Source organism: Paenibacillus sp. FSL M7-0134 (assembly GCF_038007865.1).
Classification (GTDB): Bacteria; Bacillota; Bacilli; order Paenibacillales; family Paenibacillaceae; genus Paenibacillus; species Paenibacillus polymyxa_B.
The window spans coordinates 1,903,438-1,926,729 of record NZ_JBBOXV010000001.1 but is presented as its reverse complement, the minus strand read 5'-3'; the positions used below and the strand labels follow the sequence as shown (position 1 = coordinate 1,926,729).

The 23,292-nt window shown below is 48.0% G+C and carries 21 protein-coding genes; all 21 read right to left on the bottom strand.

The genetic code is table 11. The annotated features are described in order from the left end of the window. Positions 1 to 24 precede the first annotated feature (24 nt). Complete coding sequence (gene minD / locus NSQ58_RS08610; protein WP_013311596.1) at positions 25 to 822, bottom strand: septum site-determining protein MinD; 798 nt, start codon at positions 820 to 822, stop codon at positions 25 to 27. Between the two features lie 3 nt (positions 823 to 825). Then, positions 826 to 1,488, bottom strand: a complete 663-nt coding sequence (minC, locus tag NSQ58_RS08605; protein ID WP_013311597.1) for a septum site-determining protein MinC — start codon at positions 1,486 to 1,488, stop codon at positions 826 to 828. Positions 1,489 to 1,570: 82 nt separating this feature from the next. Then, complete coding sequence (gene mreD, locus NSQ58_RS08600) at positions 1,571 to 2,101, bottom strand: rod shape-determining protein MreD (protein ID WP_023989951.1); 531 nt, start codon at positions 2,099 to 2,101, stop codon at positions 1,571 to 1,573. Beyond that, entirely contained in the window at positions 2,101 to 2,922 is an 822-nt protein-coding gene (gene mreC / locus NSQ58_RS08595; protein WP_023989952.1) for a rod shape-determining protein MreC, read from the bottom strand. Before mreC ends, mreD begins: the two co-directional genes overlap by 1 nt. A 55-nt stretch (positions 2,923 to 2,977) precedes the next feature. After that, on the bottom strand, positions 2,978 to 4,012 hold the full coding sequence (locus NSQ58_RS08590) for a rod shape-determining protein (protein ID WP_013311600.1): 1,035 nt from the start codon (positions 4,010 to 4,012) through the stop codon (positions 2,978 to 2,980). A 105-nt stretch (positions 4,013 to 4,117) separates the two neighbouring features. After that, the gene (radC, locus tag NSQ58_RS08585) at positions 4,118 to 4,810 is read right to left on the bottom strand and encodes a RadC family protein (protein ID WP_025722728.1); all 693 of its coding nucleotides are present in this window, start codon (positions 4,808 to 4,810) and stop codon (positions 4,118 to 4,120) included. A 13-nt stretch (positions 4,811 to 4,823) separates the two neighbouring features. Then, positions 4,824 to 5,432 carry a Maf family protein gene (locus tag NSQ58_RS08580; protein WP_023989954.1) on the bottom strand — a complete coding sequence of 203 codons (609 nt, stop codon included), beginning with the start codon at positions 5,430 to 5,432 and terminating at the stop codon, positions 4,824 to 4,826. A gap of 22 nt (positions 5,433 to 5,454) precedes the next feature. Further along, entirely contained in the window at positions 5,455 to 5,697 is a 243-nt protein-coding gene (locus tag NSQ58_RS08575; RefSeq protein ID WP_023989955.1) for a DUF4321 domain-containing protein, read from the bottom strand. Positions 5,698 to 5,818: 121 nt separating this feature from the next. After that, entirely contained in the window at positions 5,819 to 7,039 is a 1,221-nt protein-coding gene (locus NSQ58_RS08570) for an SPOR domain-containing protein (protein WP_023989956.1), read from the bottom strand. 167 nt (positions 7,040 to 7,206) lie between these two features. After that, a complete protein-coding gene (murC, locus tag NSQ58_RS08565) occupies positions 7,207 to 8,586 on the bottom strand; it encodes a UDP-N-acetylmuramate--L-alanine ligase (protein WP_013311605.1) in 1,380 nt (459 codons plus the stop codon). A gap of 6 nt (positions 8,587 to 8,592) precedes the next feature. Beyond that, on the bottom strand, positions 8,593 to 9,969 hold the full coding sequence (locus tag NSQ58_RS08560; RefSeq protein WP_341057195.1) for a bifunctional folylpolyglutamate synthase/dihydrofolate synthase: 1,377 nt from the start codon (positions 9,967 to 9,969) through the stop codon (positions 8,593 to 8,595). A 36-nt stretch (positions 9,970 to 10,005) separates the two neighbouring features. After that, positions 10,006 to 12,672, bottom strand: a complete 2,667-nt coding sequence (locus NSQ58_RS08555) for a valine--tRNA ligase (RefSeq protein ID WP_023989958.1) — start codon at positions 12,670 to 12,672, stop codon at positions 10,006 to 10,008. Positions 12,673 to 13,081: 409 nt separating this feature from the next. Next, positions 13,082 to 14,410 (bottom strand): LysM peptidoglycan-binding domain-containing protein, encoded by a 1,329-nt coding sequence (locus tag NSQ58_RS08550; protein WP_076264952.1) that lies wholly within the window; start codon positions 14,408 to 14,410, stop codon positions 13,082 to 13,084. Between the two features lie 126 nt (positions 14,411 to 14,536). Further along, entirely contained in the window at positions 14,537 to 15,451 is a 915-nt protein-coding gene (locus NSQ58_RS08545; RefSeq protein ID WP_076264951.1) for an RluA family pseudouridine synthase, read from the bottom strand. Next, complete coding sequence (gene hemL, locus NSQ58_RS08540) at positions 15,448 to 16,752, bottom strand: glutamate-1-semialdehyde 2,1-aminomutase (protein WP_028541575.1); 1,305 nt, start codon at positions 16,750 to 16,752, stop codon at positions 15,448 to 15,450. The genes NSQ58_RS08545 and hemL overlap by 4 nt, the downstream gene beginning before the upstream one ends. A 30-nt stretch (positions 16,753 to 16,782) precedes the next feature. Then, positions 16,783 to 17,781, bottom strand: coding sequence for a porphobilinogen synthase (hemB, locus tag NSQ58_RS08535; protein WP_023989962.1), 999 nt, complete (start codon positions 17,779 to 17,781; stop codon positions 16,783 to 16,785). A gap of 47 nt (positions 17,782 to 17,828) precedes the next feature. Next, on the bottom strand, positions 17,829 to 19,385 hold the full coding sequence (cobA, locus tag NSQ58_RS08530; RefSeq protein WP_341057192.1) for a uroporphyrinogen-III C-methyltransferase: 1,557 nt from the start codon (positions 19,383 to 19,385) through the stop codon (positions 17,829 to 17,831). Positions 19,386 to 19,389: 4 nt separating this feature from the next. Then, positions 19,390 to 20,316 (bottom strand): hydroxymethylbilane synthase, encoded by a 927-nt coding sequence (gene hemC / locus NSQ58_RS08525; RefSeq protein ID WP_341057191.1) that lies wholly within the window; start codon positions 20,314 to 20,316, stop codon positions 19,390 to 19,392. A gap of 1 nt (position 20,317) precedes the next feature. Continuing rightward, complete coding sequence (locus NSQ58_RS08520) at positions 20,318 to 20,965, bottom strand: precorrin-2 dehydrogenase/sirohydrochlorin ferrochelatase family protein (protein ID WP_071558351.1); 648 nt, start codon at positions 20,963 to 20,965, stop codon at positions 20,318 to 20,320. An 8-nt stretch (positions 20,966 to 20,973) separates the two neighbouring features. Next, a complete protein-coding gene (gene ccsA, locus NSQ58_RS08515; protein ID WP_023989966.1) occupies positions 20,974 to 21,801 on the bottom strand; it encodes a cytochrome c biogenesis protein CcsA in 828 nt (275 codons plus the stop codon). Positions 21,802 to 21,817: 16 nt separating this feature from the next. Then, positions 21,818 to 23,212 carry a glutamyl-tRNA reductase gene (gene hemA, locus NSQ58_RS08510; protein WP_013311616.1) on the bottom strand — a complete coding sequence of 465 codons (1,395 nt, stop codon included), beginning with the start codon at positions 23,210 to 23,212 and terminating at the stop codon, positions 21,818 to 21,820. Between the last annotated feature and the right edge of the window lie 80 nt (positions 23,213 to 23,292).

The following is a 23,292-nucleotide window of genomic DNA, read 5'->3' as shown; positions in this document are numbered from 1 at the left end:
ACCAGTCATAACTTCCTGTTTTCCTCATCCACCCATACCAAAAAACTTCTTAAAGCGTGTCATCACGCTTTTCTTCTGGTCCAGCTGCATGAGGGGCACTGTATCGCCCAAAATCCGTCTCGCAATGTTACGGTAAGCAATCGCAGCCTGTGAATCTGGATTCATAACGGTAGGCTCCCCTGTATTAGCTGCTTTAATTACCATTTCATCATCCGGCACAATCCCAATAAGGTCTATGCTAAGCACTTGTAAAATCCCGTCAATATCCAGCATATCTCCGGATTTAACCATGCTATTGCGAATGCGGTTAACCACCAACTTGGGTGATATCACATGTGAGCTTTCCAGTAAACCAATTACCCGGTCTGCATCGCGTACGGCTGCATTTTCCGGAGTGGTCACAACAATGGCCTGATCCGCTCCGGCAATGGCATTTTTAAAGCCTTGTTCAATACCCGCAGGGCAGTCGATCAATATATATTCAAAATCCTTTTTAAGCTCCAAAATAATATCCTTAACCTGCTCCGGCGTAACAGCACTCTTGTCCTTGGTTTGAGCGGCTGGCAGCATATACAGCTCCTCAAAACGCTTGTCCTTAACCAGTGCCTGATTTAAACGGCAACGACCTTCCGCTACATCAACAAGGTCGTAAATAATCCGGTTTTCCAGACCCATCACAACGTCTAGATTACGCAAACCGATATCCGTATCAACCAAACATACCTTTTTGCCGAGCAGTGCAAGCGCTGTTCCTATATTGGCTGACGTCGTCGTTTTGCCGACGCCGCCTTTTCCTGAAGTGACGACGATAGCCTCTCCCATGTGCTACACCCCTTTGAACACGTTAAAATCGCGGCCCAGACGCACAATATTGCTCATTTTATCTATTTGCATAGCGCCATCCTTGAGATACGCAAATTCCATACCGGATTCACGTGTCTCCCATTCGTCTGGTGGACGGCTGATCATTTCGGAAATTCGCAGCTGTGTCGGTGCAAAATAGGAAGCCGCAATAATCGCTTCACTATTTCCCTCCATCCCTGCATGCGCCATGCCTCGCAAAGCGCCGAGGACATAAATATCACCAGTACATGTTATAATTCCACCCGGGTTTACATCTCCCAAAAAGAGTAGGTTCCCATTGTGATGAAGCACTTGACCAGAACGGATAATCCCTGTCACCGTGTGAATAGGGGGCTTTCCCTGCACTTCCACAGGCAGTCCAGGTGATTCTACAGACCTGATGAGCAGATTCCCCTTCTGCTTCAAAATCTCCAGAATACTTTCCTTCTGTTCCTCTGTCACTTCTCGGCTTCCCAGCTTAATATCCACATGAATGATCGGGCCTGTTAAAATATTTTGATGACTGTGCTCCAGCTTAAAACGCAGCTCACCCAGCAAATCCTCAAACTCGCATTGATCGTCCAGCAGGAATACCAGGCCATCTTTGATGCCTTTAATCGTGACATGATTCGATTTCACCGCCATTAGCCTGTCCCTCCTATCTCAATCATTTCGTCCCCGGGACGTCAAATCCCTGCTAACCCGGACAAAATGTGTGTAAAAAGACCTAGACAGCCTCTTCCTTTTTCACACGGGTACCCAAACGCTGCAATTGCTTGCGAACTGGGACATAAATGATGAGGGCGAACAGAAAATGGATAAATAAATCAGGAATCATATACTGAGCAAGTGCCCAATTGAAAGTCTGATGATTCAGCTGGAACAGCTGATCAATAGCAAATAGCATAGAATCCAGCAGGAAACTACCAATCAACACGGCTGCCATCATAATGGGCATCTGCGCACGTCGAGCTGTAAAAACAAGCCCCAATAAGTATGCAGACAACCCCATTGCAAAAGAATAAGGTCCAATGATAAACCCGTAGAACACAACATCATGAATAAGTCCAAAAACAATACCTAGCACCAATGCTGTATGACGGCTGTAATACACAGACACAAACAAGATCACGACATACACAAAATTCGGAACCATTCTTGAATGCCAACTATCCGGAAGAAGCCACGGAAGAATCGTCCCTTCAGCTATAAACAGTACAAACAGCAGCAGTATTAGAACCTGACCGCGCATCTTCATTATTCCGGTACCTCAGGAGTGTAGAGGATGAGCAATTCTTTCCAATCCACAAAGCTGGCTGCCGGTTTAATAATCGCTGTCCGTGTTTTGCCAAACTCCCCAACCTGAATCTTCTCTACCGTTCCAATCATTAGGTTTTTGCGGAATTTCCCGCCTGCGCCAGACGTAATAATCTGATCACCCTTTGCGATTGGATCTTTTTCCTCAATGCGAGTCATTTGAAATCTGTTCGTACCCGGATCATAGCTTTCAATCATACCAAACGATTGATTTTCCTTGCCCAAGACTGTCGCTGCAATGGCATAAGAATTCGGATTTTTAGGATCCAATGTAGTCAACAGTGTAACGGTGGACGTAAAATTCCCCGTTTGACTAATGACTCCTACAAATCCTTCAAGCGAACTGACTTCCTGACCAACCTTCGCTCCGTCCTTCTCACCAATATCGATCACAAGCGTTTTGGAATCATTGCTGACACTGTTCACTTGAGCAACACGATAATCATAATTATTCTTCGCCTTTTGCGTTTGGGTGAACTTCAGTTCATTCTGCAGTCTGGCATTTGTTTCAACATAATTATGGGTCTGAATCTGGTCACGAGTCAGCTTTGCTACAGCAATTTTTAACCGTTCATTTTCTTCGTAGATGCTGCGCATATTTCCGATATCTTCAAAGAAGCCCGCTATTGCTGAAGCGGGCCTGTAAAAGATACCTTGCACAAAGCCAATTGAATCTCTGGCGAACTTCTCGGGCCAGGTTAAGGAATTTCTCTGTCCAAGTGTAATCCCCATAAGGGCAATAAACAGAACGATTCCGATCAATAGAACAAATAGTCTTTTATTGCCAAACAGCTTAAACAGTTCCTACACCCCCGATTCAACGTTTGGAACGGACGGCAGAACTGCTGCGCGATTTGAACAAATGAATATTTTCCAGCGCTCTGCCTGTACCGATTGCCACACAATCCAGAGGATTTTCCGCTACGATCACCGGCATTCCGGTTTCACCTGCCAACAGCTTGTCCAGATTACGCAGAAGTGCTCCACCACCAGTAAGTACGATTCCTCTATCCATGATGTCCGCTGCCAACTCGGGAGGGCATTTTTCCAGTGTTACTTTGACCGCATCCACGATTGCATTGACTGTATCCGATAACGCTTCGCTAATTTCATCAGAAGTAATCGTGATCGTCTTCGGCAAACCTGTTACCAGATCACGTCCGCGGATTTCTGAGGTTTCCACTTGCTCTAATGGCATAGCTGAACCAACTTCCATTTTCAGTTGCTCTGAAGTCCGTTCACCAATCATCAGATTGTATTGGCGCTTCACGTATTGGATGATGGACTCGTCCATTTCATCGCCAGCCACACGCACGGAGCGGCTTGTTACAATCCCGCCCAGGGAAATGACTGCCACTTCGGTTGTACCTCCACCGATATCGACAACCATACTGCCTGTAGGCTCCCATACAGGAAGATCAGCGCCAATTGCTGCTGCAAACGGCTCCTCTATCGTATATGCCTCTCTTGCGCCTGCTTGCTTCGTCGCATCTTCAACAGCACGCTGCTCCACCGCAGTAATGCCTGAAGGCACACAAACCATCACGTTCGGATGGCGCGGAAACAAAGAGCGTTGTGCTTGCGCCTGACGGATAAAATATTTGATCATCGTTGCTGTCGTATCAAAATCAGCAATGACACCGTCCTTCATCGGACGAATCGCACGTATATTTCCCGGTGTGCGACCGATCATTTTTTTCGCAGATTCACCAACAGCCTCAATGGTTTTTGTATCTGTACGCAAAGCGACTACAGATGGTTCACGAACCACAATTCCTTTACCTCTTACGTATACAAGCGTGTTTGCCGTCCCCAAGTCTATTCCCAAATCTTTTGTAAAGCCACCCAGCATGATGTAATCTCCTTTTCTCTTCCCTGAAATCTGTTATCCATGTATAAACGGTTTATTCAGGCCGGATTATCCGGTCGTATTTAAATGTTTGATTTAAATATTATATTATATCAGACCTTGTTCCTTCAAACTTACAAAGGTCCCGTCCCCGATCACAATATGATCAAGCACGTCGATACCTACGATGTTGCCCGCTTCCATCAGGCGGCGAGTCAACTGGACATCCTCCGGGCTTGGCTTCGGATCACCGCTCGGATGGTTATGAGCGCAAATGATTGAAGCGCTGCTGCATTTGATTGCTGCCCGAAATACTTCACGAGGATGCACGATGGCAGAATTCAGGCTACCCATAGATAGTGTTTCCTGAGCAATGACATGATTTTTAGTGTTAAGGAACAAGCATACAAAATGCTCTTTCTGCAAATAACGAAGCTGCTCAAACAGCAGATCAGCCACATCCCGCGGGCAACTAATCACCGGGGTCTCCAAATGGCGAGACAATGCTAATCGACGCCCCAGTTCGATACCCGCTTTTAGCTGTATCGCTTTAGCATCCCCAATGCCCTTAATCTGGGTCAACTCGCTCAAGCTCATATCCACCAGTTGACGCAAATTTCCTGCCTGCTGCAAAATACGCTGCGCTAAATGCACCGAAGACTCATTTTGCGTTCCTGTACGCAGCAATATTGCCAGCAACTCCGCGTTGCTTAAGGCATCCGCCCCATATGTCATCATGCGCTCTCTTGGTCGTTCTTCATGGGGGAGGTCGCGAAGCATCAGTATTGGCGACTCCAGCATATGTTTATCCCCTTTATGGACGCAACACATTCACTCCAAAATCGGACAGCATGTCCGACAGCAAGGAAAGCGGCAATCCTACGACGTTAAAATAACAACCCTGAATAGATTCCACCAGCGTAGCACCCATGCCTTGAATGCCATACGCTCCTGCTTTGTCAGACGGTTCACCAGTATTCACGTATGACACAATTTGCTCTTGACTCAGAGGCTTCATTGTAACCTCCGTTTGGCGATGTCTGACAAGCATTTCGCCGGTTCCGGTATGTATGCAGGCTACCCCGGTGTACACACGGTGTGTCCTTCCCTGCAATGCAGTCAGCATGCGAACCGCGTCCGCATGGTCGGCAGGCTTGCCCAATACCGAACCATCCAGCACGACAATGGTATCACTGCCAATCACCAGTCCGGCTTCCTTCGACTGAGCGGCAGTGTTCACGACCGCTTCGGCTTTGCGTGCCGCAAGGGTCTCCACGATTTGCTGAGGCGTCCAGCTCTCAGGCGTGCTCTCATCCGCATGACTCGGCACCACCTCAAAGGGGAATCTCAAAAATGCGAGCAATTCCTTCCTTCTTGGTGAAGTCGATGCCAGAATAATGCGGGGCGTAATTTTCCCGTCCATAAGGGAAGCTCCTTTTCATCAGTTAGAGCCTGCGGTACAGCCAGAACGCGGCAATGATGCCGATCAGACTAAGCAGGCTCAATTCAAAATTTATCGTTATGTTGTAGCTGATAATATCCAGGTCCGCTCTCGGCGACCAAGATATCCTAGTGGGGTGGGTCAGAAAGGAAAGGAACTTGATCGATTGAAGGGCTTTGGCAATCCATGCACCCAAGAGCCAACCGAGCAACAAAAACAGTATAAGCATTCCTACATTTTTTTTCATCCTGATCTTCCCTCGCCATTTTTTGACACCTTCATTATTATACGGTGATTTGTACTGCAATACAAACAGAAATCCGGCATGGGGAACTATTTCCAGTTCCTTGCCGGAAAATATGGTTAGCTTATTGTTTTATGAATTGGATAAATTCCCTCTCACGCAAAACATATTCCATCATGGAGGATTGAATCTCCCAAATGTGTTCCTTGGCTGTGTTCTTGTTATATTCCCCAATTGCAGAGATCGCACTGTTCATCGCCTTTTCAAGTGAGGTTGCGGAGACAGCCGCTTCCTTCGAAAGCCCAGTGGGAAGTGCAGTGATATTTTGTGTCCACTGCTGATGCAGGTCGTTCAGCTCCTTCATGTCGGAGGCTGGCACCGTATTCGGACCTCCTTCTCCGAGCAAGGTTGAGGAAAGTCCGCTCAACTTACCCACCAATGAACTGCTTAACTGAAAAAAGCTAGTGAGTTTATCACCTTCGCCTCCGTAAGCTGCTTTTTCGAATCCAGGTAATTCAAGCTCACGAACATACAAATCGACTCCTTGTGTTTTCAACTGATTGCTGAGCAACTTGGCTTGCTCCCTATCCGGCGATATTCCTGCATATACCCGGTTTTGGTCCTCGGTATCCCCTCCTGCTGCAATGCCTGCCTTCAACAGTTCTTCTTTTGCTTGTAAGGCCCGTTCTGGAGTGCTGAAAACCCCATATTGCAGCAAATAGTAGGTTTGTGGAGGTACCTGAGCCTCTATGACAGTGACAGGGACAGAATTCTCTTTTGCAGATATTGCATCCACACCAACAGATTCTTTAAAGACCGGTACTGCCTCCTCTACTGAAGGATCTGATCCCGGGACCATGCCTCCTCCGTTAAACAGTAACAACATAATATATCCAAACATGCCTCCGGTCACCAGCGCGCTGGCTACAGAGCCAACCAGTTTCCATCTTGAAGGGTGGGGCGGACGCTTTCTGTACTCTTGGACAGAATGATAAGCTTCCTCATCCTCTTCCAGGCTATCTGGTAGAACTTCCGCATCTGACCAGGAAGCCGCCGAACGACCAAAGGGGTCATCCCATCCCTCTTGTACTCTTAATGTTGGAGCAAAACGCCGACTTGAAATGCGTTTGTTCAGATCCTCAGGCTCGTTAATCTCTGATTCTTGCGTAGCTACAGTATTTTTCTTCATTCCTCTGTTCCGTTCCGTTCCTTTATGCGAGTTATCAGTTTCACGCTGTTCGTTCGTAATCGACTCGTTTTTGTACGGAAGCACCTGTAGCTTATCCTCCCGGCTTGTCTCCGGCAACTGTTGGTCGAACCGGAATGTCATCTTGGTCTTGTTCATGGATGCACTCCCTCCTTGTCCCATACTTCCTCATAGTCTGTTGTATGAGTCAAGCTAAGAATATATGCCCCAGCATTACAAAAAAAGGGTATCCCGAAACACAGTCGTGTTCGGAATACCCTCGAATAAATGTAATTCATTGGCGTAACAGCTCATTTTTATACGTATTACACTTGCTGTCCGCGAAGATGGCGCGCTAACGCGTCACCTGCTTTCCAGATATCTCCCGCTCCCATCGTCAGCACAAGATCACCCGGCTGTAAGCGATCTTTCAACTCCTCGATCACAGCTTCTTTGGTCGGCAAATAGATTGCATTCGCATTGCTGTTTTGGACGATTAAATCCACGAGCTTGGAAGAATGCACGCCTTCAATCTGTTTTTCTCCCGCTGGTGAATAAATATCGGTAATTATGACTTCACTAGCCTCGCTAAACGCGCGGCTGAACGCATCGAGCAGGAAAAAGGTGCGGCTATAGCGTTGCGGCTGGAATACAGCAATAATACGTTTGCCAGTCGCTCTCGCTGCGCTAATCGTAGCCTCAATCTCTGTTGGGTGATGCGCATAGTCATCAATAATCAGTATGTCATTGCTTTCACCTAGTACTTGAAAACGACGCTTCGCGCCGTGAAATTCCACAATTGTCGCAGCGATTTGATCGAATGGAATCCCTGCTTCCAAACATGAAATCACAGTCGCCATCGCATTATACATGTTATGTTTACCCGGCACTGATAGTTCGATCGTTCCGAGTGCTGTTCCCTTGCGGCTCATAGTGAAGCTTAATCGACGGTCACCTAATTGGATATCTGTCGCCATATAATCCGCTTCATGCTCCACTCCATAAGTAATGACCCGAGTCTGGAGTTGAGGCAGCATTTCCCGGATGTTCTGATCATCTGCGCATACAATAGCCGCCCCATCCGGTCGAATTTGACTCAAAAACTGTACATAGGCACTTTTCAGACGATTAAAGTCGCCATCGTAATTTTCCAAATGATCCGCTTCAATATTGGTTACGATGCCTTGCCAAGGATGATATTGCAGGAAAGAACCATCACTCTCATCCGCCTCAGCAACGACAAACTCGCTTTTACCTGCTTTGGCATTCGTTCCCAAATTCGTGATTTCGCCGCCAATAATATACGTTGGATCAACGTTACATCTCTCCATAACCAGAGCGATCATGGAAGAGGTTGTCGTTTTACCGTGCGCACCCGCAACAGCTATTCCCTTACGTTCGTTAAGCAAGCGAGCCAGCATCTGCGAACGGTGCAGAGTTGGAATATTCAATTCCTCCGCTGCCACCCGCTCCACATTGTCACGTGACAATGCTGTTGAATAGACGACGATATCCGCGCCTGCAATATGCTCAGGCGTGTGTCCAATATATATTTTTGCGCCTTTTGCCGCCAGTTTTTCTGTCAGCTCTTGTGATGCCACATCTGAGCCAGTCACGGTATAACCCATCTCCAGCATGACCCGAGCAATCGCGCTCATCCCGTATCCGCCGATACCGATAAAATGAACATGTTCCGAAGTAATCAACAAATTTCACCAACCTTTTTCCGAATCGGTTTGATACATAAGGGTAGCCCGTACATCCGCAATAAGGTACAGCGTGCCGGACACCACCCCCAGATCTTCCGCTTCCGTATGTGACTGAAGCAGGCCAAGAGCCTTTTTCCAGTCACCTTCTACAATTATTTTTAAATCCGTTTTGGCATAAGACGGCCGCAGCTTCTCCACGAGATGAGCCAATTCAGCGGCATTCATTTTGCGGCGAAAATCGGGCTCGGTCAGGATAAGCGTATCCACTAGTGGCAGTATATGCTGCAAGTATGCTTCATGATGCTTGTTTGACAGCATCCCCATCATTAAAACCAATTTTTTGTACGAATACACTTGAGGAAGACTCTTGGCCAGCGTCTGTGCTCCTTCTGGATTATGAGCTCCATCAAGGACAATCCTCGGCGAGGTACTGACTTGTTCGAGACGCCCTGCCCAGGCAGTTTGCCTAAAGCCCTCCAGCAGTTCTGCATCATCCAACACAAAAGCCATATACTGACGTAGGACCTCAAGTGCCATCATAGCTCCTGCCGCATTAGAACATTGGTGCTCGCCTAACAACGTGATGTCAATTTCCATATGTCGGAAGGGCCCCGCGAATGAAAAGGTCTGAGCTGTTTCATCCCCATTTAGCCGTTCATACGTAAACTGTTCTCCTGCCAGGTACAAGGTAGCTCCTTGCTTTGCCGCCGTTTCACGTATGACCTGAATAGCCTCGGATTGGGAAACACAACTGACAACAGGTACACCCGGTTTGATGATACCAGCCTTTTCCCTTGCAATCTGTTCGAGCGTATCTCCCAAAATATCCGTATGATCATAGCCGACATTCGTAATAACCGAGACGATTGGACTCACGATATTAGTTACATCCATCCTTCCCCCGAGACCTGTCTCCCATACCACAACATCTGGGAAAGATACCGTAGCATAGTATAAAATAGCCAACGCTGTCGATACCTCAAACATCGTAGGTGATCCCAATTCACTATCTGCGATTTCTTTCACCAACGGATACAAGCGATTGGCAAGCAAAACCAGCGTTTCATCGGGAATATCGGTCCCATTGAATTGAAAACGGTTCGTAAATCGGGTGATGTACGGAGATGTAAAAGTTCCGACATCGTACCCACATTTCAGTAGCACAGAGGTCAGAAAGGCACAAGTCGAGCCTTTACCGTTGGTTCCCGCAATATGCACAAACTTCAGATGTCGTTGCGGATCACCCAACTTACTCATTAGCTGTTCAATTCGTTCCAATCCGGGTCTGATGCCAAACGGAATCAAGCCGTTAATCCATTCCACTGCTTCATCATAGCTTTGTAAAGGAGCCGTATCTCCGCCCCTGATCGTATCTGACATCCTCTTCACCTTCAGGTCATTTTATTGTGAGTGAAATTATCCCTTGAGTTCTTCAATACGTGCGATAACTTTAGCGCGCTTATCTGAGTAATCGGCTTGCTTGGCCTTTTCTTCCTCGATGACTTTAGCTGGTGCCTTCGCCACAAAGCCTTGGTTAGATAACTTTTTCTCCACGCGCTCCACTTCACTGTTCAAATGCTGAAGTTCTTTTTCCAGTCTGCTAATTTCCTGGGCAATATCAAGCAGTCCGGCCAGCGGCAGGTATAGCTCTGCGCCGCTAACTATAGATGTCATCGCTTTATCTGGAACGGTGAATTCTAATCCTGCGTCGAATTCAGACGTATTACAGAATCTACGTACATATTCCCCATTGCGGTTAATGATATCGAGAACGGCTTGATCGCCGGGTTTTATGAGTAATTCAATTTTCTTACTCATCGGCACGTTGACTTCAGCGCGGATATTGCGTACAGCGCGAATTACGTCGATCAGCAAATTCATTTCAGCGACTGCATCCTTATCCTCAAAAGCCGGATCATAAACAGGCCAAGCGGCCAGTGTAATCGTTTCTCCCTCATGCGGGAGATGCTGCCATATTTCCTCAGAGATAAACGGCATGAACGGATGAATCATGCGCAGCGTCCGATCCAATACATATGCAAGTACGGATTGCGTTTTCTTTTTCGCCTCTGCATTGTCGCCATATAGGGAAAGCTTCGCAAACTCAATGTACCAGTCGCACAAATCATCCCAAATAAAGTTATACAGAAGGCGGCCTGTCTCGCCAAATTCATAAGCATCTATTAGACGCGTGATGTCGCGTGAAGTTTCGTTTAGACGATGCAGGATCCAACGATCAGCGGTGCTCAAGTCACCAGTAATGTCTATATCTGCCGAAGTGACGCCTTCCAGATTCATCAGCGCAAAGCGTGACGCATTCCAGATTTTATTGGCAAAGTTACGGGCCTGCTCCACCCGCTCCCAGCGGAAACGAAGGTCTTGCCCAGGCGTGCTACTGGTGGAAATCATATAACGCATGGCATCGGTACCATATTGGTCAATCACGTCGAGCGGATCAACACCGTTGCCGAGGGATTTGGACATTTTTCTACCGTCCGCATCACGAACCAACCCGTGCATAAGTACGTCCTTGAACGGAATCTCTTCCGTAAACTCCAGCGCGGTAAAAATCATACGCGATACCCAGAAATAAATAATGTCATAGCCTGTAACCAAGACATTAGTCGGATAGTAGCGTTTGAGGTCCTCTGTCTGCTCAGGCCAGCCCAGTGTCGAAAACGGCCACAAAGCCGAGCTGAACCAAGTATCCAGCACATCCTCATCCTGTTTTAGCTTTCTGCCAGCGTACTCAGGCAAAGTTGTAGGGTCCTCCGCCGATACAATAACTTCTCCGGTTTCCTCATCGTACCAAGCCGGAATACGGTGCCCCCACCATAATTGACGGGAAATACACCAGTCACGCACATTTTCAATCCAATGCAGATAAGTACGTTCAAAGCGATCCGGTACAAAGTTTACCCCGTTGCCAGCCTTCTGCACTTCAATCGCTTTAGCTGCCAGAGGCTTCATTTCCACAAACCATTGTGTGGACAGATAAGGTTCTACAACTACACCTGTACGCTCACTGTGGCCTACTTGGTGTACGTGCTCTTCAATACGAATCAGTACGCCTTGCTCTTTCAGATCAGCGACGATTTGCTTACGGCAATCGCTACGATCAAGGCCCTGATATTTGCCTGCTTCGGCATTCATCGTTCCCGTTTCGTCCATCACCGTAATTTGTGGCAGCTGGTGACGTTGTCCCATTTCAAAGTCATTCGGGTCGTGAGCCGGTGTAATTTTAACCGCGCCGCTACCGAAATCTTTATCAACGTAGTCATCCGCAATGACCGGAATTTCCCGTCCGATGATTGGGAGCACAAGCGTTTTGCCAATCATTTGCTTGTAGCGTTCATCTTCCGGGTGTACAGCTACTGCTGTATCGCCCAGCATCGTTTCAGGACGTGTAGTAGCTACCGTAATAAATCCGCTACCGTCTTTCAGTGGATATTGCAGGTGATACAGATTTCCGTTCACCTCTTTGTATTCCACCTCAATGTCCGATAATGCAGTACGTGCAGCGGGGTCCCAGTTAATGATGCGTTTACCGCGATAAATCAGACCCTTCTTGTACAGTGTAACGAATACCTCGCGTACCGCTTGGGACAGTCCCTCATCCAACGTAAAACGCTCACGAGAATAATCGAGAGAGAAACCCATCTTTTCCCATTGATTATGGATATTATCCAGATAAAGTTCCTTCCACTCCCACACTTTCTCCAAAAACTTCTCGCGGCCCAAATCATAACGTGTCAGGCCTTCTTCACGCAGCTTTTGCTCTACCTTTGTTTGGGTAGCAATACCCGCATGGTCTGCCCCTGGCAGCCACAAGGCATCATAACCCTGCATCCGCTTGGCGCGAATAATAATATCCTGCAAAGTAAAGTCAAGAGCATGTCCAATATGCAACATACCTGTAACATTCGGTGGTGGAATAACGATTGTAAAAGGCTCTGCCTCTGGATGTTGCCCGGCGCGGAAATAGCCCTTCTCCATCCACGTTTTGTACCATTTTTGTTCTGCTGATTTTGGATCGTACGTTGTTGGCATTTCCAAGGTTGTCTTGTTGTCTTGTTCTGACATATCAGGATACCTCCATGATTTTTCAATTGGCAAATAAAAAAAGCCCTTCATCCTCAAAGGACGAAAGGCTGTTCTCTCGCGGTACCACCTTTGTTTCACCCCTAGTGTATGTATCCACTGATCCATTACACATGGTGTGACACTTTATGCAGATAACGGTTGCGGACCGGCCTTATTCTACCGTGAACCTCTTATCTTCCGTAGGAATTAAATGAGGAACCGTTCAAACAGGCGACTCCCGGGTGACTTCGGCCAGTAGCTTCCTGCGGAACCTCACAGCGCTGCAATTCCACTCTCTGAAGGGCTTGCTGCCTACTCTTCCCGATCTCAGTCTTTCAATAACTATACCACATCATACATTTCCCATTGACTATAGTCAACACCCGCTGTGCATTTTTCAGCAACCGGATCAAGGGATGTACAATACCTGTCCTTCTTCCACATGATGCTCCGCCAATCTGTTATACAGTTGAAGCTCACGTGTGCTGAGCTGATAACGGTCAGCTATGGTTTCCAGTGTATCCTCGCGCTGTACAATGCATAAGCGCACCTTGCGAAAAGGTGTTTCATCTTGTGTATGAAAAAAAAGGTTCTTCCACTTGGCATTCTCCCGCTCTTCTTCGGCTTTCTGATCCTGATCCTGCGGCTCCTGCTCCAATTGCTGCTGGTATTCGGCTTCCTTCACCGAACGGCTGGATTGGAGCAATGATGAGTAGACAACCGGGTCTGGCTCGTCTGCCCCTTCATCCTTTTTACTGTTAAGCGCCACACGCATCTCTGGCTTATCCTCAGTAAAGGTGTCATGGGCCTCGTGGTTCACCTGTTCTGACGCTTCAGGCCTGAAGTCGGAGTTATCTACTTGACTCGCCTCCAACTGTGGCTCCAGATAGACCTCGGACTCCGTGGCAGGATGCGGTTCATTCAACAAAGGGTCATATACTACATTGGGAGATGCGGAAGATACTTTAGGTTCATTCCCCCTTGTCCATGCTTCCTCTTGCTGAAATCCCCACACTTCCGGAGACCCATGCTCATGCTTGACCTCGGGAGAGCTGTCTTCAACTGCTTTACCCGTCCAAGGCTCATAGAACCGGTTAGAATCTACTGCCGACTCATAAGCTTGCTGTTCCGACGATGCCTTCTGTTCTCCATGGCCCTCAGACAGCTGTTCCCATGAAACGGACTCCTGTTGTGCTGGCACTCTGTAGGAAGTTTCAGGGTCTGTAAAATTGGAGGTCGAGTCATTGGTAGAATAGGCCTCTGCATGGCGATGCTCTCCATCGGCGGGAAGGGATTGAACCGGATGCTCAGGTGCATGCACTACGGTAAATTCCTCATCCAGCCAGACCGCCGTCTCCTCCGCGTGCGAGCTTTCCACGCCATGCAAAGAAAGAACACCTGTAATGTTTAGACTACGTAAAGAGAGCAGGTCCACATCAAAATTTTCAATCTCGACAGAGATATCTTCCAATCTCCCTACGCGGTTTAGCGGAATGGTAATTTCCACAGGGATCAAATGATGAAGCTCGCTCGTGATCTGTTCAGGTGTGCGGTACACGCCCTCCAGCAGCAAATGCCCTCGCAAAGCGGCATGGTCGCCGTGGGTTACAACCTGAATGCGTGGCAGAAGCTCAATTTCCTCCAACTCAGCAATCCCGGCAGCTTCCTCCGTCAAATGAATGCGTTCATAAATATCAAAACGCAAGCCTTGCGGCTGATCATTCTGTTGTTTGTTCAAGGATGGCATCCTCCTTTGGGCAGTCTCCGCACATCCTCTGACTTCTGGTCAGGCGCACGGAAACTCCATATTGCAAACCGTTTCTAGGTTCAAGTATATGCGCCAAAATAGAAGGCATGCCATCTTTTATAGCTGTTTGTGCAGCTTTTGAAAATCATCCGGCCAAGCATCCTCCACGGTAATCGTTTCGCCACTCAGCGGATGACAGAAGATAAGACGCTCTCCGTGCAGCGCCTGCCTGCCAAAATCAGTAGCCCGCCCCCCGTATAATACATCCCCAAGCAACGGGTAGCCAGCATGACTAAGATGTACGCGAATCTGGTGCGTCCGGCCTGTCTCCAGCGTCAGATATACGAGACTCACTGCACTTGAACCGCTTCCCCATACTTCCCCAAGTTCAATATGGGTAACCGCCTTCTGCCCAGTCGGAGATACACGGCGGCGCTGCTTATGATGCCTGTCCTTGCCAATAGGCCAATCCAACGTTCGCAGCGATGGAGGTACTTTCCCTCGTACCAAAGCTACATACCTGCGGCCGATATCCTTAGCTCTCATTTGCTCGTCCAGCTTGAGCAACGCAAATTCATTTTTGGCATACAGCACTGGGCCCGTCGTATCCACATCCAGACGATGTACATGCCGTACCGCCGCATGTATGCCATTCATCTCATAGTAGGATGCGACAGCATGATCCAACGTCAGCGGACCATCCTGCACAGCGCCGTCCGGATGTACTGCCATACCTGCTGGTTTATGCACTACCAGGCAAAAATCATCTTCATACAGTACCTTCAAATCATACCAACGAGGGGTGATGCCAAAGTTCATTACAGGAAAAAGGGCCAGCCGCAGCCGGTCCCCTGTAAGTTCAATCTCTTTTTCATGACGCAGTCTGCGCCACAGCTTTTCCGGTAATTCCAAACGATTCAGCAACCACTGCTCTACAGCATCAGCGCTGTTTTTTTCCCCGTCTGTGACTTCCCGTCCTGGCGTGACTTCCAGCCACGGTCCTCTTCTTTTCCAGCCACCTTGCCAGCTCATAGACGTTTGAGCGCGCGATAGTTCGCCTCAATGGTAGCATCAATATCCTCTACCGTATGCACGCCCGACACAAACATACCCTCAAATTGAGATGGTGCCACACTAACTCCCTCATTCACCATTTCAGTAAAGTAACGGCGGAAGTGGTCCTGATTACTCGTTTTAGCTGTGTCAAAATTGACAACCTTTTCTTCTGTAAAAAATGGACAAACCATAGAACCCACGCGATTGATCGTGACAGGGATACCCAGCTCGCTCGCATTACGTTCGAATCCGGCTTGAAGCCTTGCTGCCCGCTCTTCCAGACGATCGTATACTTCTGGCGTCAGCAATTTAAGTGTCGAATAACCTGCTGCCATAGCCAGCGGATTTCCGCTAAGCGTACCCGCTTGATATATTGGTCCCGATGGAGCAATCTGCTCCAGAATATCGCGACGTCCGCCGTAAGCACCTACAGGGAGTCCACCACCAATCACTTTACCCAGACAGGTAAGATCCGGCGTCACACCAAAGCGACCTTGAGCCGAATGAAGTCCAACCCGGAATCCAGTCATTACTTCATCAAAAATCAGCAGACTTCCGTACTGCTGGGTTACCTCACGCAAACCTTCCAAAAATCCAGGCTGCGGCGGTACAACGCCCATATTGCCTGCTACTGGCTCGACAATAATTGCGGCAATCTCTTCGCCAAATTTCTCAAAAGCTAGCTTCACCGAAGCCAAATCATTATAAGGGACGGTGATTGTATGGGTGGCCACGACTTCAGGTACACCCGGACTATCGGGCAAGCCTAAGGTCGCAACACCAGAACCTGCTTTAATCAGCAAGCTGTCCGCATGACCGTGATATGATCCCTCAAATTTAAGAATTTTACTACGGCTCGTAAATCCGCGTGCGAGTCGAATCGCACTCATAGTCGCCTCAGTTCCGGAGTTAACCATACGTACAATATCCATGGAAGGAACACGTTCACAAACGAGCTTGGCCATTTCAGTTTCTGCCAACGTTGGTGCGCCGAAGCTGGTTCCTTTTACAACAGCAGCCTGTAAAGCTTTAACCACTTCGGGATGTGCATGCCCCATAATAAGCGGTCCCCATGAACATACATAGTCTAAATAGGATTGACCATCAATATCATATACGCGCGATCCTTCGCCATGGTCGATATATACAGGTGTAATCCCAACAGATTTAAAAGCCCGTACCGGGCTGTTTACGCCACCCGGAATGTATTGTTTTGCCTCATCGAAGGCTACTTTGGAGTTCGTATCCTTGCGCACTGTTCGTTGTTCATCGATCAATCTGACCACTCCTATCTTCTGAAAATAGACTTATTGCTTCAACCATCTTGCCGCATCCTTGGCCGAATAGGTAATAATCATATCTGCACCCGCACGCTTCATGCTTGTCAAAATCTCTAGCACCATTGCTTTTTCATCAATCCAGCCTTGAAGAGCTGCTGCCTTGACCATGGCATATTCACCACTAACGTTGTAAGCCACCATAGGCAGATCAAATTGATCCTTAATCGTGCGCATCACGTCCAGGTAAGAAAGAGAAGGCTTCACCATCAGCATATCCGCACCCTCCAGCACATCAGATTCCGCTTCTCGCAATGCTTCACGTGCATTAGCAGGATCCATCTGATAGGATTTACGGTCACCAAACTGCGGTGCAGAATCAGCAGCTTCCCGGAAAGGACCATAAAAAGCAGACGCATATTTGACGGAATACGACATAATCGGAATATGTGAAAAGCCTTCTAGATCCAGCCCCTGCCGAATCGCCTGTACAAAACCGTCCATCATATTAGATGGCGCGATAATATCCGCACCAGCTCTGGCCTGAGAAACGGCTGTACGTACCAGCACCTTCAGAGATTCATCATTCAATACTTCACCGCATACCTCACCATCATGCTCATGCATGTGTACCATACCGCAGTGTCCATGGTCCGTAAACTCACACAAACAAGTATCAGCCACAACCAGCAGTTCGGGATAACGAGACTTGATCAAACGAGTTGCTTCCTGAACAATACCATCGTCCACAAAAGCCGAAGTCCCTACACTGTCTTTTGTTTCCGGTATGCCAAACAGGAGCACGGCGGGAATGCCAAGCTCACTAATCTCTTTCAGTTCTTCCTCCAGCCGATCCAGAGAAAAACGGTATACACCTGGCATAGAGCTAATTTCCTGTTTCACTCCAGTGCCAAATGTTACGTAAATCGGTTGGATAAAATCAGCGGGATTCAATACCGTCTCACGCACCATACTGCGGATTGCAGCTGACTGGCGCAAACGACGATGTCTAGTAAAAGGAACACTCATGAATACAAACCTCCATTTTTTATACATTCATTAGCAAAAACAAAAAATTATAATGTCATAAGAGTACTTGATCGTTTCCAGTCACATAACGATTGAATCAGACTTTCAATGGTTGCCTTCTCTGACATAAAACTCACAGTCAAACCGGCTTGGGTAGCTGTCTCACCGGTCAAAGGACCGATCACAGCAATCGTAACTCCCTCCAGCAGCGACAACGGATCATGGATCCCCATTTGTCTGAGCGCTTCCAGAAAAAAGGTGACGGTTGAGGAACTCGTAAACGTAATCGCGTGAATGGCACGTTCCTCAAGCAGCTTGAGGAGCTCGTCATCCTGTGTGTTGGCTGCCAGCACCGTTTGATACAAATCAGCCTCGGTCACATGAAGGCCCATCTCCCTCAGCTTTTCTGGCAGCCACGACCGAGCTAGATCACCCCTTGGGAGAAATACATTCTGCCCTGCCTGCAAATCCTGCTCAAACTCTTCGAGCAAGCCCTCTGCCTGAAAAGGGCCTTCGATCTGTTCTGCCGCAATTCCGTGCGTCCGAAGCGCGGCTGCTGTAGCCGGTCCGACTGCGGCAATACGCGCTTTGAACAACGCGCGTACGTCCTTGCCCTGTTCCTTTAAGTGCGTGAAAAAGTATTCCACTCCATTAACGCTGGTAAAAAACACCCAATCATATTCAGGCAGTCGTGCAAATGCCTCTTTAATTTCCTGTTTGGTTGGCTCGTCCGAAGGGGCGACAGTCTGAATAACTGGAAATTCATAAGGCTCGCCACCAAGCTCTTCAATCCGGTGAACCAGACTGCTGGCCTGCGCACGCGCGCGAGTAACTAAAATCCGCTTGCCAAACAAAGGCATGTCCTCAGCCCATTTTAACTGTTCACGTTGATTGACCACTTCTCCGACAACGATGACGGCGGGAGGCTGAAAATTCGCGGCCTTCACCTTAGCTTCAATATCCGCCAGCGTACCCACCAGCGTATCCTGCTCGGCGCGGGTCCCCCAACGGATCAAGGCAACAGGAGTATCTGACGGCTTGCCGTGTTTTATGAGCTGTTCACTGATATAGCCGATCTTTGCTACACCCATCATAAAGATCAGTGTGCCCGTTGCGTTCGTCACTTTATCCCAATGAATACTTTTGTCGAGTTTATCCGGACTTTCATGACCTGTAATGATAGAAAGCGATGAGGCCATATCTCGGTGTGTGACTGGAATGCCCGCATAGGCGGGCACACTGATCGCTGATGTGATGCCGGGTATAATTTCATAGGAAATACCGTGTTTACGCAATAGCCCGGCTTCCTCGCCGACTCGTCCAAATATAGTGGGGTCTCCCCCTTTAAGACGAACAACTGTTTTGCCCTCCAAGGCCAAATCCACCAGCAGCTGATTAATTTCCTCTTGCTTCATGGTGTGACGATCTGGCAACTTGCCGACATATATTTTTTGGGCACCTGGCTTCATCAGTCCCAAGAGGCGTGGGCTTGCCAGTCTGTCGTACACAATGACATCGCCCAATTGAATGCATTCCCAACCCTTGACCGTAATTAATCTTGCGTCTCCGGGTCCTGCACCTACCAAATATACTTTTCCTGCCATGCTATCATCCCCTCACCTGCGCCAGAATCTGTTCCGCTCCTTTGGCTATCAAACTGGCCGCCACCGCTTCTCCCAGCTTTTGCGGATCATTTCCCTGGAGCGTTTCCTTCAAAATAACCTCGCCATCTGGCGATCCTACCATGCCCGTGAGGCTGATTTCTTGACCAGCCCAGACCGCATGAGCCCCGATCGGCACTTGACATCCCCCATTTAACACGCCCAGAAAGGTTCGTTCTGCCGCAACGGTAGCTGAGGTATCCCGGTCGTTGTAAAGGCGCAGCAAGGCCAATAGCTCTTCGTCGCTCGCACGACATTCAATACCCAGCGCTCCCTGCCCAACCGCCGGCAAACAGTCTTCTTCCGGTATATAGGACGTAATTCGCTCTTTCCAGCCCATCCGATGCAAGCCTGCTGCCGCCAAAATGATAGCGTCAAAACCTTCCGTCTCCAGCTTTTTCAGACGGGAATCAATATTACCACGCACAGGCTCCAATTGTAGATCAGGTCGTATGGACTTGATTTGACTGGCTCTGCGCAGGCTGCTCGTGCCCACCTTTGCCCCTTGAGGCAAATCCTCCAGGCTCTTGGCGCCCAATGTGATCAGGCAATCACGTGGATCCTCACGGCGCGGCACAGCGCCGTTGACAAGCCCTTCCGGTAATTCGGAAGGCATATCCTTCATACTATGTACTGCCATATCAATCTCACCAGCCAGCATGGCCTGTTCAATTTCTTTGACAAAAAGCCCTTTGCCACCCACTTTGGACAAGGTTACATCCAATATTCGATCACCCTTGGTCAGGATTTTCTTCACGACAAATTGCAAATCCATTCCATGCTCCGCGCACAGCGCGTTCAAATCTTCAATGACATGCCCGGTCTGAGTTAACGCCAGCGCACTCTGTCTGCTGCCTACCACAATTGTTCGCATGTTATTCCTCCTGATTTTGCGCAATCCATAGGTCTATTTCTTTTTCGGTCCAAGCCATAAATTCATGACGGCGTATTTGATCCAAAATTCCGCTACTCGCCAAGCGCCTCAGTAGTTTGGTCCTTTGCTGTGGAGAACTTATCTTATGTTTGATGATCTGTCGCATATCGTGCATGAAATCCAGATATGGCTCATATTCGCTACCAAACAACGTATCCAAAGCTGATGTAATATCAGCGGTCACAGCAGGGCCAGCCCCTTCTGTGGAAATACTAATCGTCAATCTTCCTCGTCGAATGATACCTGGCGTTATAAAGTCTCCATCTTCCGATCGATCCGCCACATTTACCAGTATACCCCTTTGTCTGGCCTCATGCGCAACCTCATTATTCACTTCTCTCTGGTTCGTCGCCGCATATACAAGAAAGGCTCCCTGGAGGTCACCCTCGCGATATACGCGATTTACCCAGTGGAGCTGCTTGTGATCCGCCAGAACCTGTAAATCCGGCGTTATATTCGGGCTAATGACGGTAATGAATGCCCCACTTTCCATCATCCCCTTTACCTTTCGTTCCGCAATCCTACCGCCACCTACAACACAACAGATCCTATTCTTACAATTCAACGAAATCGGGACAAAATGCTGCAAAAGGCTTTTCACTCTCCCGTCCACTGATGAAATACAGACCAGGAATTCAGCAAAAAATTAAGAATCAATAGCGTGTAGCCCACCAATGCCCACTTTGCCATCACAAGCCCTGAACGCTGATTCAATCTTTTGCTCACTAAAAATACAATATACACGCACAAGGCAATCGCTGTCATCAGCACCTTGGTATCGAGCAAGAGACGCCAGCGTTCCTCGGCAATAATAGAAATAACGGCAACTACAATAGAGACTCCCAGCAAAGGAGTACCAATCAACAGCGCCATATGCGTATACCGATCCATCATTTCCAGACTCGGCAGGCGCCTGATCGTGTCATTCCATTTCTTTACTTTCAATTTACGATGCAAAAACAGATATAACCCCGAAAATACAGCCGCTACCGTCATTGCTACAAAACCAAGATTAGCCAGCGCAATATGAATCAGGAGCAGCCCATGCACTGTATGCCAATTTCCAAGCGGGTTGTCGAGAGGCTTCATCCATATATTGTTGAGCACTAGCACTGCAAAACTAATAATATTAAGCAGCAATACCGCAAATTCGGATCGCTGATAACGTGTCAGAATCAAAGAAATCAGTACCAAAATAACTGAGAACAGAAATAGAAAATCATAGGTCACGAAAATAGGAAGATGCCCTTCATTCCAGGTTCTTATCCCCATATAAGCAAGCTGGAGCACCAGAACGACAACAAGAAGCCCTGTACCTGTCCGTTTAGCATTCGCATTGCGACGAATCCCATCCGAGAATACAAACAGAAGGCTCAGGGCAAAAACATAAATCATTGAATCATATATAAGCATGCCTGAAGCCACGTCTGTTCACCCACCTTTACAGGCTGGCCGGCGCAAACGACGCTGGCAAAGCCTGAGCCTGAACGGTCTTTTCATGAACACCGGCTTCCGGTTTCATTAACGCAGATGCATCGCTTTTATCTACTTTCTGAGCGGCGTCATCCAAACGATCCTCCAGAGCAAAAATGTGGCTAAACATGTCTAGGGCCTCATTTCCCTGCTTTTGGACAGCCAGTTCCTTTACCCGATTGATCGGATCATGCATCATCTGATTCAGCATACTCTTCGTCAAGCGGCTAATCACTTTGCGTTGCCGTTCATCCAGCTCGGGAAGCTTATTGAACAAGCTTTCCAACGTATCCTGATGTACAGACTCCGCTTTTTCCTGTAATGCACGAATCACCGGACGCACTCCCATCGTTTTCAACCATTGATAAAACTCGCTAAGCTCATCTTCGATCATATGCTCGATTTTTGTAGCTTCGGTACGGCGCATTTCCAAATTGCTCTCCACGATCCCTTCCAGATCATCAATATCGTACAGGAAAACATTCTGTAATTCACCAATAGCCGGGTCGAGATCACGCGGAACCGCAATATCAATCATAAACAAAGGACGGGACTGTCGACGTTTCATACTTGCTTCAACCCGAGTCCGATCCAGAATATAACCCTGGGCACCTGTCGAGCTAATAACAATATCCACATCCGCCAACCGATTCATGCCTTCCTCCATCGTAACCGGCGTTCCATGAAACTTGGAGGCAAGGTCTTCCGCACGGGACAAGGTTCGGTTTGCTACAATAACCTCGGCTGCTCCGCCGCTGTACAAATGCTTAACAGTAAGCTCGCTCATTTTACCAGCACCGAGAATCAGTACCTTTTTATCGGTAAACATCCCGAAAATCCGTTTGCCCAGCTCAACTGCTGCATAGCTGACAGATACGGCACTTTCTCCAATAGACGTCTCCGAATGGGCACGCTTGCCCAATGTGACGGCCTGCTTAAACAACATATTAAACCACGTTGCCGTAATTTTCTGGGATTGAGCCTGAAGAAAAGCGTTCTTTACCTGTCCCAAAATTTGTGTTTCTCCGATTACCATAGAATCAAGACCACAAGTCACACGGAACAAATGCCGAATCGCCTGCTCGTCCTCATATATATATAAATGTTGTGTAAATTGATCACGCGGAATGCCAAACCATTGCTCCATAAAACTGCGTATAAAATAACCGCACATGTGAAGGCGGTCCACCACAACATATATTTCAGTCCGATTGCAGGTTGCGACAACTACGCCTTCCAACACACTTTTGGTAAGTTTGAGTTGTTCCAGCGCTTTTGGCAAATCTTGTTCTGCAAATGTAAAACGCTCTCTGACTTCCACAGGCGCCGTACGATAATTCAACCCAACAACGACGATGTGCATTGCAAATTCACCTGCCTAAACTGTAATAAGAATAACCACTGTTATCATAAACTATGTTAATTATATCACAGAAGTCCGAA

Coding starts and splice junctions, on each gene's coding strand:
- mreD (WP_023989951.1), bottom strand. CDS start 2,101: ATGAAGATGCGCGGTCAGGTTCTAATACTGCTGCTGTTTGTACTGTTT.
- NSQ58_RS08590 (WP_013311600.1), bottom strand. CDS start 4,012: ATGCTGGGTGGCTTTACAAAAGATTTGGGAATAGACTTGGGGACGGCA.
- NSQ58_RS08575 (WP_023989955.1), bottom strand. CDS start 5,697: ATGAAAAAAAATGTAGGAATGCTTATACTGTTTTTGTTGCTCGGTTGG.
- cobA (WP_341057192.1), bottom strand. CDS start 19,385: ATGGCAGGAAAAGTATATTTGGTAGGTGCAGGACCCGGAGACGCAAGA.
- NSQ58_RS08570 (WP_023989956.1), bottom strand. CDS start 7,039: ATGAACAAGACCAAGATGACATTCCGGTTCGACCAACAGTTGCCGGAG.
- minD (WP_013311596.1), bottom strand. CDS start 822: ATGGGAGAGGCTATCGTCGTCACTTCAGGAAAAGGCGGCGTCGGCAAA.
- NSQ58_RS08580 (WP_023989954.1), bottom strand. CDS start 5,432: ATGGACGGGAAAATTACGCCCCGCATTATTCTGGCATCGACTTCACCA.
- minC (WP_013311597.1), bottom strand. CDS start 1,488: ATGGCGGTGAAATCGAATCATGTCACGATTAAAGGCATCAAAGATGGC.
- hemC (WP_341057191.1), bottom strand. CDS start 20,316: ATGCGAACAATTGTGGTAGGCAGCAGACAGAGTGCGCTGGCGTTAACT.
- NSQ58_RS08555 (WP_023989958.1), bottom strand. CDS start 12,672: ATGTCAGAACAAGACAACAAGACAACCTTGGAAATGCCAACAACGTAC.
- hemA (WP_013311616.1), bottom strand. CDS start 23,212: ATGCACATCGTCGTTGTTGGGTTGAATTATCGTACGGCGCCTGTGGAA.
- NSQ58_RS08560 (WP_341057195.1), bottom strand. CDS start 9,969: ATGTCAGATACGATCAGGGGCGGAGATACGGCTCCTTTACAAAGCTAT.
- radC (WP_025722728.1), bottom strand. CDS start 4,810: ATGCTGGAGTCGCCAATACTGATGCTTCGCGACCTCCCCCATGAAGAA.
- NSQ58_RS08545 (WP_076264951.1), bottom strand. CDS start 15,451: ATGAGCTGGCAAGGTGGCTGGAAAAGAAGAGGACCGTGGCTGGAAGTC.
- hemB (WP_023989962.1), bottom strand. CDS start 17,781: ATGAGTGTTCCTTTTACTAGACATCGTCGTTTGCGCCAGTCAGCTGCA.